The organism is Tamlana sp. I1 (assembly GCF_015355625.1).
Taxonomy (GTDB): Bacteria; Bacteroidota; Bacteroidia; order Flavobacteriales; family Flavobacteriaceae; genus Pseudotamlana.
In genome coordinates this window covers 1-16,578 of sequence record NZ_JACLAF010000004.1, presented here as the reverse complement: position 1 = coordinate 16,578, position 16,578 = coordinate 1, and the positions used below count along the sequence as shown (strand labels likewise).

2 protein-coding genes are annotated in these 16,578 nt (G+C 37.0%); both read right to left on the bottom strand.

The features are described 5' to 3' along the window. Window positions 1–927 precede the first annotated feature (927 nt). Window positions 928–1,905, bottom strand: coding sequence for a type IX secretion system membrane protein PorP/SprF (locus H6X70_RS04180; RefSeq protein WP_194766424.1), 978 nt, complete (start codon window positions 1,903–1,905; stop codon window positions 928–930). A gap of 37 nt (window positions 1,906–1,942) precedes the next feature. Continuing rightward, entirely contained in the window at window positions 1,943–16,117 is a 14,175-nt protein-coding gene (locus H6X70_RS04175) for a T9SS type B sorting domain-containing protein (RefSeq protein WP_194766423.1), read from the bottom strand. Between the last annotated feature and the right edge of the window lie 461 nt (window positions 16,118–16,578).

The following is a 16,578-nucleotide window of genomic DNA, read 5'->3' as shown; positions in this document are numbered from 1 at the left end:
ATAAACTTTTCAGTTATAAATTTTTAAAGGCTAACAATTAACAGTTAAGAGTTAAGAGTTAAGAGTTAAGAGTTAAGAGTTAAGAGTTAAGAGTTAAAAATTAAAAACTAAAAAACCAATATCTAACAACCAAATAATAAACTCGTAGTTGTAAATTTCTAAAGGCTAAGAGCCAAAAGCAAACAGCTAAAGGCTAAAAACCAACAACCAAAAACTAATAACCAAACCCATCGAAAAAAGGCTTCGACAAGTTCTGCCTGACATTTTCGGAACTTAAATGTATTTTGCAATAACCGAATAATAAACTTTTCAGTTGTAAATTTCTAATGGCTAAGGGTCAAAAGCAAACAGCTAAAGGCTAATAATTTTCAGTTATGAGTTATGAGTTAAAAACTAAAAAACCAATTACTAACAACCAAATAATAAACTCATAGTTGTAAATTTCTAATGGCTAACAATTTTCAGTTATGAGTTATGAGATAAGAGTTATGAGTTAAAAGTTAAAAACCAATTACTAACAACCAAATAATAAACTCGTAGTTGTAAATCTCTAATGGTTAAAAGCAAAAAGCTAAAGGCTAAAGGCAAAAAACCAACAACCAATAACCAAACCCATCGAAAAAAGGCTTCGACAAGCTCTGCCTGACATTTTGGAGATTAAATGTGTTTTGCAATAACTGAATAATGAACTATTCAGTTGTAAATTTCTATTGACTAAGGGCCAAAAGCAAACAGCTAAAGGATAATAGCAAAAAAACCAAAAACCAATTCCTCTAAAATAGGCTTCGACACGCTCTGCCTGACATATTGGAACTTAAATGTGTTTTGCAATAACCGGGTAATATATTCGCAGTTGTAAATCTGCCAAAAGCAAACAGCTAAAGGCTAATAGCTAAAAACCAGCAACCAATAACCAACAACCAAAAATTAATGAATCGGACTCTGTGTACACGGACAGTTACTAATACCTTGTAAGAAGTTAATTCCAAGGGTTATGGAGTGTGTTCCTGAGTTATACGCCGCTAATTCGTTTGTTGTGATTTGGTAGGCATAGCCGAAATAAAACATCTTCTTTTGGAATCCAACCATTGGACCAATACCTAAGGGTTTTAAAAGCTGATCGTTTAAGAAACGGTACGATACGCCTCCCCAGATATAATCTTCGCCTCGACTGTATTTTCTAACCTTAAAATTTAAATCGGTACTAGAACGTCTGTCACTACTAAACATTTGGTAATACACAGAAGGTTCAAATTCTACTTTTCCGTATTTTTTACCAAAGGTAATCCCGGAATAGATTTGGTAATTAAGTAACAAATTAGGTTCTAAAGTACGAATAGCTTCATCAATATCTTTAGGTAGTATATTATTCGCGTTAAAACTTAAGAAAAAGCCTTTGTTTCGGTATAGTAAACCAACATCGAAGTTATGGTTTGTGGTACGTCTATCATCGGTAACAAAAGGGTCTAAAGCTGGGTTTTCGTAACCGCCTTCAAAATTATGGATGTTTATTTTAAAGCTGTTTAAGTTATATGAAAGTCCGAATGACAAATACTGTTTAGAATAATAATCTAAGATAATATGGTGCGCAAAAGATATTTTAAAACCTGCTTGTAAGGTATTCCCGTTTCTATCATTATATACAGAAAGTCCGGTTCCGGTTCTATCGCCAATTCTAACATCGCCATAAAACGATTGGTTGTCTGGCGCATCATTAATACCCACCCACTGGGTAAATCCGTTAACCCTAAGCTTGACATTATCTCCAATACCCGCAAATGTTGGTGACAACACAAAATTATTATCTGCCAAATATTGTGTAAACACGGGTAAGTTTAGCTCTTGGCCGTAGCTTTTTACTACGACCAAAAGAACTAGAGATATAATAAATTTTCTTATTTGCATAATTTTATGTTCAGAGGTTAATCCTTTCTAATAGCATTTATCTGTAAAGTGTAAAGTGCCCTACAAATTCTTTATCATAATAAGGATCATTCAGTTTAACAATATACCAGTAATCACCAGTAGGAAGTTCTTTGCCATTATAATTTCCATCCCACTTTTCATCTACTTTTAAATCTGCCAGCTTACGGCCATAACGATCAAATACATGAACGATTAAGTCTTTGTATTGTGTTGTACAACCAGGGCCCCATCCATCTTGATTACCATCGGCATTAGGTGTAAAATAGTTTGGAATACACACATCGATAAACTCGAAGTATCTTGTTGCAGAAGCTTCACAACCGTTGCTATCTCTAACAGTTACGGTATAATCTCCTGAAGCATAAATAAGGAACTTCTCGCTGCTTCCAAAAGATCCGCCGTTAAGGGCATATTCAAAAGGAGCAACACCTCCTGTAGCCACTGCTACGATTTGGTTTAATTCGCCATCTTCAAGAACAAGTTCTAAAGGATCAATATGGTCGATATCGAATAACGGAGTTTGTTTAATACATCCATTACTGTGTCTTACATCAATATATTGATCTACTCCAGAAGGCACATCAACAAAAATGTTACTTGTTTGGAAAGCGCCACCATTTAAAGCATATTCTACTTGTGTTGGGTCTTGAATACTCGAATCGATAGTAACCGTAACGGTGTTTGTAGATAAGTTACTCACACAATCGTAAGTCACACTCACTTGAGGATCTAAATTCACCGACTCTGGGAAACTCACATTCCATTCCGATTCACAACCTTGAGCATCCATCACATATACAATATGATCGCCGCCAGCAAGACCCGTAAAATCAAATTGGGTTTGTGTAGCTGTACCTGTTACATAGTTTCCGTTAATATCATCTAAAGTTACACTGTAAGGCGGTGTACCACCTGTAATATCTACACTAAATGCGCCATCTAAATCGCCAGCACAAATTTCTGGAACAATAGAGTTAGGTACAATGTTTAATATTACTGGGGTTGGTTCGCCAATAGTAAAGTCGAATACTTCAAAACAACCTAATTCATCTTGAACAATCGCTTGGTAGTTACCTACTGGTAGATCTTCAAAAGTTGATGTTTCAAAGAATTGATTTAACTGTGGTGAAATCGCGTATTTAATAATACCAGTACCACCTGTTGCAGTAATCTCTAATATTCCATCGTCGCCACCACTACACATAACATCCGTAACTGCAAATGTGTATTCTAAAGGCATATCTGGTTGCGAAATCGTAATTAAACTAGACATAACATCACAGTCACCACTTGTTACAAACACTTGGTAATCGCCAGCCACAAGCTCTGTAAACTCTCCAGGTGTATTTTGTGTTGGTGCTGGGGTAATATCCAATCCTGCTCCATCTCGTAAGGTATATACATAGTTCCCTAAACCACCTTTAGCTTCAGCAATAATAGAACCTGTATTATCACCATAACAATTAATTCTTGTATTTGTAGCCTGAGCATCTACAGTTAATGGTGGTAACGGATCTATTTTTATTTCATTTGAAATTCCTGTCGCACATCCATTAGCATCCCTTACATAGTATTGGTAAGTTCCTGGACCAACTGGAATAACAACATTTGGATCGAAAATTGTCGAAACACTTGTCATAAAAGTAGGATCTGCACTATACTGATATGGTGCTGTTCCGCCACTTACAGTTAATGTTAATTCTGATGAAGTTAAACATGTTTGCGATCTGGTTAATGCTAAATCAGCCTGAATGCTTGTTGGTTCGGTAATTACCACATCGGCAGTTGTGAAACTACAGTTCCAACCATCGTTAACCGTTACATTATATGTTCCTGCACCTAAACCACTAAATACATTTGATAATTGCGGTCCAGAAGAAGTTCCAGAAGGCAATACTCTATTAATCGTATAGGTGTAGTTACTACCTTGTCCGCCTGTTGGAGTACTTACTGTAATTGTTGCATTGGTATCTCCAAAACATGATAACGGATTAATATCTACTGTTGCTGTCGCTGAAATTGGCGTTGGATCTACTAATTGAACTGGTGTTGAAACCTCACAACCTCCAGAATCTCTAACGCTTACCGTATAATCACCAGCATCTAAACCAGTGAAACTTGAGGTAGCACTGAAAGGCGCTATAACTGTAGCTCCCAATTCTAACTGATACTCGTAACCACCTGGCCAACCACCTGTAGCTGTTACCGAAATTGTACCATCGTTACCAATACAAGTTATTTCTGTATGGGTTTCTTGAATGGCTAATGCGGCTGTAGGCCCTGAAATGGTAAAGTTTTTAACGACCTCACAGAATGGCGTATTATCTAATGTAGCTGTTATGGTATAGGTTCCAGAAGCTAAACCTGTAATGGTTGTTGGTCCAGCATCTGCTACATTTCCAGAAGTCACTGGGGATCCTAAAACATCTACAACATTATAAGTAAACGCACCAGCTTCATTAGTTGGTAATGGCGCACGGTCTATAAAAGTAACATCTACACTACCATCGGCATCATCTAAACAAGTTACATCTACCACATTATCAATAGTCACGTCGAAGGTGTTAGGATCGCTTACATAATGGTAGTCTCTTAAGAAACATCCGGTGTCTGTGTTTTGAACCGTAATTAAATAGTTACCTATAGCTAAATCTGTAAATGTACCTGAAGTTGTTTGAGTTCTGTCATAACCACCAAATACAGGATTACCATTTACGTCTATACTTTGAACTTCTTGAACTCTATATTCTAAAGTTGCTGTTCCAGAAGCCGTAACACTTATCGTAATTTCTTCATCAGAAATACAGGTTATGGCATTGCTAACTGCAATATCTAAATCGTCTATCGCAACAAACGGATCTATTGTTGTAGTAGTTGAACCTACACAACCATTATTGTCGTACACATTAATGGTGTAGCTTCCGCCAGCTAAATCGGTTTCGGTGTAAACAGGGTTGGTAGAATCTTGTACAGTAGTTGTACCACGAACAAACTCGTAAAACACATAATTCCCTGAACCTCCAATTATTGCAGTGGCATCTACGGTGATGGTAGCAAAATCGGATGAATTAGTATCCGCTAAACAAGCATACTGTACTACGGTAGGTGCTGGTACTGCAATGGCGGCCGACTCCCCTACGGTTACATCCTGCGTATCCATGCAACCTCTACCAGAGGTTACTTGTACGGTATAAGTATCTGCAGCTAAACCACTAAACACATTAGAAGCTTGAGCAGGAACAGTTGTACCATTATTAAGCGAACCTATAATTTCGAAACTATAAATAGGATTGTCTTGATTAGCATCTAGCAGCACTTCAATAACGCCATCGTTCCCTCCATTACAAGTTACATTGGTAACATCGGTGGTAAAGGTTACTGGGATTGGTGCTTCTAAGGTAACAGAAGCATCGCTAGTACAGTTTGTGTCTGTATCGGTAACAGTAACCATATATGCTGTAGAATGGGTTAACCCTGTAAATCCTGTTGCAGTAGCGGTAATTCCTGTATTCGGATTAATAGCATAGCTATAATTTCCAGAACCACCAGTAGCAGTTACATTAATTTCTCCATCGTTACCGGCACAGCTTGGTTGCGCACTTATACTAGTGTATACTTCTAAATTGTCGTACACCGTAACAGCTGCACTAGTACCTTCGCAGCCATTAGCATCTTTAATGGTTACGGTATAGGTGCCAGGGGTTAGCCCTGTAAATGTTGGACTGGATTGGAAACCGTTTCCTACCGAGTATTCATATGGTAATACGCCTCCTGCTCCTGATACGGTAAACTCATAGCCACCTCCTGGTGTCGCACAAGTTGCTATAGCAGGCGCAGTTACGGTTGGCATGGTTTCTAATGTAATAGACACGGTTGTGTCTTCTGTACAACCATTAGCATCCTGTACATAAACATCCCAATCTAATTGCGTACCATTATTGGTATCTACGGTTAGTACACTAGCGTTTAGCGCATAGTCTGTAGCTGCTGGTGCAGGACTACCATTTGTTACCGCTGCATAGCTGTAGCTTGGTGTACCACCTGTTGCGGTAACCGTAATTTGCGAGAAGTAATTGTTACAGTGTACGTTGGTTGCGCTAGCTGTTAAAGCTAAAGCTGCTGTAGGTTGCGTGATGGTAACATCGGCAGTAGCAGTACATCCTGTATTTGTATCTTCTATTTCTAAAGTATATGTACCTGCCGCTAAATCTGTAACTTCAACGGTATTTCCTGAAGGCGTACCTACTGTTCCTGTTCCTGTTGTTAGCCTTGCTGTAAAGGTTGATTGAACATTAGTTGCTGTAAAGGTTGCTTTACCATTAGGAATTCCAAAACAAGACACATCATTATCTACGATACCAGCTACAAAAATATTAACCGCTGGGTCAACCGTAAACGATTCGGTGTAATTACAACCGTTGGCATCAATAACTTCAAATGTATAGGTATCTGGAGCTAATCCTGTAAACGTATAATCCGCTACTTCATCTACACCACCAGCTGCTGCAGTTGGGTAAATAATGTTATAATCGAAAGGACCAACAGCACCTGAATTGGGTGTTAAAGTCACATTTGAAGTTAATTCTCCTGTGTTACATGTAACAGTAGTTGCTACGAAATCTAAATCTGTTGGTGGAGAAATTGGGTCTATAACAACATTTAATAATGCTGAAATACAATCATTGGCATCTTTTACTATAACTGATACAGTTCCATCAAAATTAGTTTGATAAGTATCTTCTGTGGTAAAATTTGAACCGTTAAAACTAAAGGTATACGGTGCTGTTCCTCCTGAACCTGAGATAACTATTTCAGCACCCTCGGTTGCGTTACCTGTACCACAATTTAGCCCCTTAAAGTTATCTACTGAAGCAACTACAATAGATGGCTCATCAATAATTACTGGCACTGGAGCAGATTCACAATCCTTAGCGTCTTTAACAACCACTTGGTAAGTTCCTGCAGGCATTGAAATTACCGAACCATTAAATACATTTGAAGCTTGGAACGTTGCTCCATTATCAATACTATATTCAAATGGTGCTACTCCTGCTGTTGCTGTAACTATAATACTGCCATCAGACCCTCCGTTACAGCTTACATCGGTATGGGTTGCAGATAGTGTTGGTACATCTGCATCAACGACAACAACTGTTTGCGATGTCGCTTGACACGCATTTGGCGGTGCTTGCGCATCGGTTACTCTAAAAATATAAGAGCCTGCCACTGCCGAGTATGGGTTGCTTGCTGGCATATAACTTAAACCACCATCCGTACTTACTGCATATACATAAGCACTTGAAGTGTCTCCACCAGTTGCTGTTAATGTAATTTCAGCATTTGGAGTTCCTGTACAATCTATTTCCTTAGTAATTTCAGCATCTAAAATTAAAGGTGGATTAACTATATATTCTAATCTAGCAATACAACCATTATTATCTTTTACAAATAAATGATAAGTGCCAGCTGCTGTTATCAAAAAGTCTTGATTATCTGAAAAACCACCTGGTGTTGTTGTTGTACTAATACTATATTTAAAAGGACTTATCGGAGAACTACTATTCTCTTCAATAGTAATTGTAAATGGTGTCCCATCAAAACAGTATGGATCTACTGGCTTAACAGTTGGTAAAGGATCTACCGAAATAGACTCGGTAACCACAAATTCACATCCATTGGCATCTCGAACAACAATATCCCAAGTTGTATTGGTATTAGGATCTAAACTTAATACATTGTTTGAATCAAAATCTGATGCAATAGGAGTGAAACCAGATGCTCCTGCCGCATATTGGTAAGGTCCAGTCCCTCCTGTTGTAGTCAAGGTTATTAAAGCATCTGAATTACAGTTTGCATTTATATTATTAGTAACACTCGATGTTAAAGCTTGTGTTGGTTGTGATATTTGAAACATTGCTGTAGCTGTACACTCGGTTCCATCTGTTTCTTTAACCCATAGCAAATAATTTCCAGCAGGAATACCTGTAACTCCTATACTTGTAGTACCTGTTGCTGAGATAGCAATATTTGAACCATCGATTGCTGGTGAAACTGGTAAATTACTAAAAGCATCTCGCACCTCGTAGTCTAATGCTGTAACAGAACCATCATAACCAGAAACATCAAACATTAAACTGCCATCTGCATTACCAAAACAATTCGCGTCTTGTGGTGTTACATTAGAAATTGCAATCCCTGAAGGAGACGGCGGTGTTGTTACTTCTATAACAGAATAACAACCTCTAGCATCGGTTACTTGGAAGAAAAACGTTACACCATGATCTAGCCCTGTAAAAGTATGCGAAGTTGCTGCAATTGGACCAATAGCGGTAGATGGGTCTCCAAAAATTTGATAGGTATAATCTGGATTAGTCGTGTTTGTAATTGAAATTTCAACCTCTGCACCTGTTGCACAGGTACCAGTGGAAATATTACTGTTCAGCAGTAATGCCGGAGGGGTATCAATACGCTGTACCGCACTTCTATATTCACAACCTGTAGCATCAATAATTACTACATAGTAATCGCCAAAACCTAAATTATTAAAAATATGTGTGGTAGCACTTGTTGGTGTACTTCTAGTTAATTCGGTATAACTATGGTCATATAAGATATAATCAAAATCTGCAACACCTCCACTGTTTATAGTCACTTCTAATTCACCAGGAATTTGCATAGCTACATCACATTGAATATCCGTAATAGCAATGGTTACGTCAATTACAGGTGGCTCGGTTAAAGTAATATCATCACCAAACGTACAACCTTTACTATCTCTAACCACATAACTATACGTTCCAGCTGCTAAACCACCAAATACATTAGTTGAAACAAAAGTTACGCCGTTATCCATACTATATTCAAACGGAGCTTCTCCCGTTGTGGCTTCTAATTGAATAGAACCATCTGTACTTCCGTTACAAGTTGGGTCTACGTTTGTAGTTGCTACTGTAACTGGTTCAGCAGGATTAACTGTAACGCCTCCTGTTTCTACAATACATCCATTATCATCTGTAATTCTAAACTGATAAGTTGTTGCTGAAACAACTGTTGCTACAGTAAAATTAGGTGAAGGTGCTGCTATTCCAGAATAATTACTACCTCCATCTGTAGACACCTCATAAAAATAAGGACTATTTCCGCCTGAAACTGGTATTTCAATAACTGCATCTGTTGTTGGTGTTGCTGAACACGTAATATCTTTAGTTAAAATAGCACTTGCTGTAAGCGGTGAAAATATTTTGATATCAGTTTCTGCTGTACAACCATTACCATCTTTAATTGTAACTTTGTAATCACCAGCGGTATTAATAGTGAATGTTGCACTAGTTTGGTATGAAGCCCCACCGTTAATACTGTATTCTAATGGCGCAACACTTCCTGTTCCTGGAGTAGCTGTAAAGGTATAAGGTGCTACCGCATCACAAGAATTAGGTGTTGTGGTTACACTTACCGTTGGAGCAGCATCAGTAGCAATCTTAACTGTAGTCTTTTCAATACAATCGTTTGCATCTTGTACATACACATCCCAATCTAAATTGGTTCCTGAATTGGTGTCTACAATTATCACATTACTAGCCTCAAACGTTGTTGGTGCAGTTGCTCCTGTTACTACGGCAGCATATTTATAATTTGGTGTACCGTCTGCGGCAACTACTGTAATTTGAGACTCATCATTTGAACAGTATATGTTTGTTGCTGTTGCAGTTAAACTTAAGGCCGCTGTTGGTTGGTTAATTGTTACAGATGATGTTGCTGGACATTTTGTAGTTTTATCAGTTACTAAAATGGTGTACGTTCCAGCTTCTAAATTAGGTAAAGTAATATTTGGAACTGTTTGATCTGTTTGTCCAGGCACTGCTGTACCATCAGTTGTTGATACTTGATAAGAATAGGTTCCAGATCCTCCAGAAACTTCTAATTCTATAGCACCATTATCACCACCAAAACAATTTACATCGCTAAGTTTTCTAGCAATAAGAGCAATTGGCGATAAAGCAGCAACCGTATAAGATTTTGTATAAAAACAACCATTGGCATCGGTTACTTTAAATACGTAGGTACCGGCATCTAAACCTGTGAAAATTCCTGAATCCCTTCCTGTAGTATTTGAAGTCGCAGATGCTGGATTTGAAATTTCATATACTAATGGACCCACACCTCCTGTTGAAGTTACTTCAACTGTAGATTTATCTTTTCCTGTTTCACAAGTGATCTCTGTATTTGTAAACGTTAAATCGGTTGGAGAATCTAGTGGTTGAATATCTAATGTTCCACCTGCCGTACAACCATTAGCATCCCTAACCGAGTAAGTAATTGATTGTACAGAACCGTTATCGTAAACACTTAAAGTTCTAGTATTACTAAATCCTGAACCATTAAAACTGTATTGGTAAGGCGACGTACCTGTGGTTGGTACATCAATAGTAACTACAGCTGCTTGCTCCACGTTATTGGTATCACACTTAAGTGTTGTAGCGGATGCGCTTACGGATAATGCATCTGGTTCTAGAATTTCGACCTTTTTGATGACAGAAACACATTCTTTTCCGTCTATAATAATAACATCGTAGATTCCTGCTGCTAAATTATTAAAAGTGGCCGAAGTTTGGTAGTTAGTCCCGCCATCTATACTATATTCAAAATCGTATGCTCCGGCAGTTGGTGAAATAGTTATTTGGCCATCATCTGCCCCTGCACAAGTAATATCGACTTTATTAGTTGTAAAATCGGGTGTTTCTGGTGCACTAACGGTGATTATAGCAGAAACATTATTACAGTTTTTTCCTGTAATCGCATCGAATACTCTAAACTGGTACGTTCCTGCTGCTGTGGCCGTATAGGTAAAAATACCTCCACCAGCGGTAGTTAAAGTACCAAGTGAAGTAAAATTCCCGCCATTAAAAGATACTTCGTAGTCATAATCTGGATACCCATCGGCTATAGTTACTTCAATTTGCGCATCGGGTGTATTACTGCAATCTATATCTTTTACTAGTGCAGCACTAATGGTTACAGGCTCTTCTACGGTAGTTATTGGCAGTAGCACTTCGCATCCATTTTTGTCAATCATATAAATATGATATACACCTACTGGAACATTGTTAAACTCTTTAGAAGCGTTGTAAGTTGTACTTTCCAAAAGATTAGTACCAGTAATATCGTAACGGTCATAGCGGAAAGAAAATGGTGCTTTACCCGTAGTATTATCTGGAAGCATACTAATTTTTGCACCACCAGCATGGTTTACACAGTCTCTAGCTATGGTTACCGTAGCTGTTGGCATGGTAACCGCATCAATAGTAACGTTAACGGTTCCTGATGGCGAACAACTATTGGCATCGGTAACACGCACTTGGTAATCGCCTGAAGCAACACCTGTTAACGTACCGCTATTAGGGAAAGTATCTACCACTGTTCCAGCTGTATCTAATAATTCTATAGTATATGGTGGCGTACCTCCTGTAACCGTAGCTTCTATACTAGCATCGGTAGTACAGGTAGCTTGTGTGGTATCTAGGGTTAGGTCTATTTCGGTTGGTTCGGTAATTTCTTGTTCAATTTTAAATTCACAACCCGTTGAAGTCGCATCATAACGAATTTGAACATCGTAAGTATCTGGACCTAATCCTGTAATAGTATGTGGTGAAGTGGTTACTGTATTCCAAGTACTACCATCTATAGAATATTGGTATCCATTAGTGGTATTGAAATTGGTTGCAGAAATTTGAATTTCACCATTGTTAGCACCAAAACAATCCACATCGTTCGCGCTAACTACATCGGCTGTAAATGCTTTGCCAGATTCTATGATAATTGGGAAACTAACTTCATCAATACAGCTTATTGGTAATTGGTACACTCTAATATCGTCTATAGCAACATCGTTACCAGTAACTTGCTGCACACTAGAACGAACAATAAAATCTAAAGTCGTATTATTTCCTGGATTTAAGAATACGGGGGTTTTAGGATAATTTTCCCATTGTTCCGATTTTGGAATATCTCCTGTTTGGAACGATGATATTTCATTACCTCCAGCATCCACTAAAGCTATCGTTAAATTAGGGTCAAAGTGATTTGCAACACCTGTTTTAATTAAGTTAATCGCAAATAACTCAGCATTAATAGGCTGATTAGGAATAATATCATTAATAGTCTTTTTATACAAAACGTCTTGTTCTGGAATTTGGTCGCCAATATTTACAACCAAAATACGTCCATCTGCTCTACTTGGGGTTGTATGATCATCTGGGTTTAACCAAGTACCAAATGGTTTTTCAATATTTTCAGTAACTGAATATTGACCATCATTAATAGTATAATCATTTCCACATTGGGTTGCAGCAACTTGGCGTTCCCAACAATAGAAACTGGTATTAATTCCTGGTGAACGCACATCATCACCATAACCAAAAGTTTCATATAGTAAATTACTATAGGTTGGTGCATCCAATAACTTATACGTTACTGTAATGGTGTGTGAACCGCTAGGCACATTTAAAAATGTAGTAGGATCGGCTGTATTTGTGTTTTCTACACCATTTAATAAATAGGTGTATTCAAAATTAGCTCCTCCATTATTTGTCACATTTACAGATGCATTTGCTGTACCATCACAATTATATTCTGGGTCTACATTATCATCAATTGTTGGAGGAACAGGCTCTGGATCTAGTACTATACCTGGCATCGCATAAATACAGCCACTCGAATCTCGAATATATACCGTGTAAGTTCCCGGCATAACTTCTGCGAAATTATCTGATATCCAAGTAGATTGATCATCAAAACTATACTCATATGGCGGTATACCACCTTGCGGGTTTGTAATACGTAAAGTACCTTCGCCATTCATACCACAACCTGCTAGGTGTGAAACCCCTGCCGAAGCGGTTAAAGCATCGTCGGGTTGGTCTATAATAATTGCTTCTACAGGACTATAACAATCTTCACCGAGTAAAGAATATTTTAAAATAGTTTGGTACGTCCCTGGTGTTAAATTTGAAAAGGTATTATTAGGAAGGTAATTCGCCCCATTATCTATACTGTATTCAAGGGTGTAGCCATTCGCGTTCGTTACATTAAATGTTATGGATCCTGAATTATCGCCGTAGCAGGAGATACCTGTATTTTCCATTGTGAAGACTGGCTGAAGCAATAGATCTACGGTTACACTTGTAGTTTCCGAACAGTTGTTATCATCTATAACAATAATATCATAAGTGCCCGCAGTGTCTATAGGAAACGTGTTACTTAAATCGAAATTTACACCGTTATCTATAGAATAACTATATGTTCCTGTACCTCCTGTAGCTGTAATACTAATTTCACCATCGTTACAGGTAATATTGGTTTTATCAACACTAATAACAATAGGATCTGGTTCGGTAAGGGTAACATCTCTAGTTAAAACACAACCACTATCTAAGGTAACCTCGATTGTGTAATCGCCCGCATTTAAGTTATTGAAAGTATAAAACACATTATCTATTGGTGCTGTACTATTCACCTCTACTCCGCCTTGCAAAATTCGATATTTATACTGCCCTAAACCAAAGTTTACAGATGCCACAATGGAACCTTTATCTCCACCATGACAAAGTGGATTAGTTACACTAACCGCTAATTCTGGTGTGTATTCTAAAATTTCAATATCTTCTATTAAAAATAAACATGGATTCGTATCTACATCTATTTGTCTTATATAAACATCGTAAAGTCCTGCAGTTGGAACTGAAATTGTATTGCCAGGCTGCCAGCTGCTATTATCTAAACTGTACTCATAACCAGAAGGCACATTTTCTACTGTAATTTCACCTTGCTGATTACAAATGATATCTTTTTTAGAAAAACGAGGATCTAATAAATTGGTATAAACGTTAAAGAAAAAACGGTTAAAACACCCCCCTGGATAATTGATAGTAATACGGTATTCACCAGCATCGGTTACTGTAAAATTAGGTGTGGTTGCAACTTGGGTATAATTACATTCTGAGTTTTCATACGGACAAGTATCATCTCTATTTTCAAAACATTTACTACCACTACTTGAAGCATCAAATTTCTCCCATACTACACCAGTACTACTAGCTGGTAAATTAGTGTTAATTGTTCGTCCACCATTATTAACACCACACAAAAAGATGTACGGTATAAAATCACCACTATCAGCACATTGAACCAGTTTATCATAAACCCCTGACTCTGCAGCAGGATTGGTTACATTTGCTCCGAAACGAGAAACTTCAAATTCTTTATCGATGTCATCACAATCTGCAGCTATATTTCTTACAAAATAAGAGCCCGTAGTAGTCACCTCTAATCGTTGGGAAGTTCCAATAATATCACCTGGGTTAAATGAATTGGTGTTAGACCATTGGTATGAGTCATAGCCACCTGGAGCTACTAATTCTATTGAATCCCCACACAAAATAACATCTTCCTTAAAGGTACAATTAGAAATATCACCTAAATAATTTGTGGCTTGAGGCCCTAGTAAACAACTGTCGCTAATATTAGCATCATAACTTGGGTCGTCTGAAATAACAAACCCTGCATTTGTAACGCCTTCATAAGTAGTAAACGCTTGGTTTTGAATAACATTAGAACAAGCATCTGTTAATTCCTCACAAGATTCAACAACCCTAACAGGAATAAATATTTCTGTTTTGGTGTCTGGAATATATTCTATCAAAGATTCATCAACAACTGTAAAAACTATTTCACGTGCAGTAGAATCATAAGTATAAGTAACACCAGCAGGAACCGTCATATTAGCCTCATCAAATTTGATGTTTGCAGGTAATACATCCCTAATGGTCATGTTTCTAGCATCATCATTACCTATGTTTTCAAACCCAATAACATATCTTAAATACTGATCTAATTGAACCACATCCCCATTAATACGATTACCATTCTCATCATGTACTTCTTTAGTCAATACAATTTTAGGCTCAATAATATCAACTGCAAAAGAGGTAAAAAAAGCACCATAGCCATCGCCTGTAGTTGTTAGTTTTAAAGTTCCTGCCGTGGCATCATTAGGCAACAATAAGTTATCCTCGTTACGCACAGTAACATGATTAATATCAAACCCTAGTGTATTTTGACTATTGGGATTTCTATTATTCATATAAACCCCATTATCTGTTATTTTGGCATTGAAAAAATTATTGGCTTGATTTAAATCATCAAAAATTTTAGTGAAATTAGTAGAGGTACTCGCCTTAAATTGAAAAGAATCTCCACTTATATCAAGATCTCCTTCTAAAGCTGCTACTCCTAATCTAGGTTTAACAGGTAAAGGGTAAGGTAATGTTTGAAAACCACTAACATCAAATTCTGCAAATGAAGAACCGCCAACTCCTACATATCCATCAAATGTTGAAATAAATTTACTTGGTAATGATGGGCTTTCATAAATAACAACTAAAGTCCAACCAGCAGAACAACCACCATTTCTCCAACCACGAGTCGCTCTTACATTTGCTACGGTATAAGTACCATCAGCTTCGACTAATCCTTTTAATAAATTAGTAACATTTTTATAACACACATATGGTGAGTCCTTTACAGAATTATTTATATTATTATAATCATAGCCATCAAAAATAATTTCATCTTCTTCCCCAACAGGATCGGGATCATTATCGGCCGTTAAATCAATAAAACCACCTGTTGGTAGTCTAAATTTAATATTATTCCAATCTTCAATTCTTGGAGTTCCGCTGAATGGTTTTCCAGCATCATCACCCTCCTCATTTGGGTATACAGCTGACCAATACAAACCAGCATACACAATATTTTTACATTCGTTATTAATAGCTAAATCTGCCGAACTAGAACTGAAAATGCTAGAATCGCCACCATTTGCTACATTAATATATTCTCCGGCATAGTCGTTATTTTTAGCATCGCCATTATAAGGAAGCGGTAAACCTTCTGCTTCAATAATACCATTACCAATTAAAACAATATCACCCTTAACTTTAATATTACCACCATCTAATCTTGGAGTAAAATCTTCTCTGTCATCCTGTGCAAAAACATTATGCCCTGCAAAAGCAAACAATAGTAAAATTATAAATGCTAGATTTTTTCTTTTAAAGGCAAAAAGTAGCGTGTTTGCCTTTAAAAATTTTCTAGAAAGAAAATTCTTAAATGTTAAACAAGTAGTTTTATTCATGTTGGTTATATTTGGGGTTATTATTACCTGTACTTTCCTTTGCAGAAAAGGCCCAGCAACAATTGGTCTATACACAATTCACTTGTAAGTATCGTACTTCAATACCCACAGTTAAACTGTCTTTTTGGTTTTTTTAACTTTTTTTAACGTTATAAATATCGTAAAATTATTTGTAACAGAACACAGAGTACATAAATTTTACGCATTTTATCGATGAATTGATACATTTAATACGTTTTTTTGATTTGCATGATTTTAAAATGTAGTTTTTAGATTACATTTTAAAATATTTTGACTGATTTTGGTTCTCCAAAATGAAGTGAAGGGTTAATAGGGGTCAATCTCAAAAGTTGTGGAGCATCTAAAAAAGCAAGACCTTTGAATAAAAATTTTTAATGCCATCAGATTCATTATTAGCCATAGCCAATTTATTACTTCCAGAAATACTTATTAAGTATTTT

Excerpts from the sequence above, each read along its gene's own strand:
- H6X70_RS04180 (WP_194766424.1), bottom strand. The coding sequence starts at position 1,905 with ATGCAAATAAGAAAATTTATTATATCTCTAGTTCTTTTGGTCGTAGTA.
- H6X70_RS04175 (WP_194766423.1), bottom strand. The coding sequence starts at position 16,117 with ATGAATAAAACTACTTGTTTAACATTTAAGAATTTTCTTTCTAGAAAA.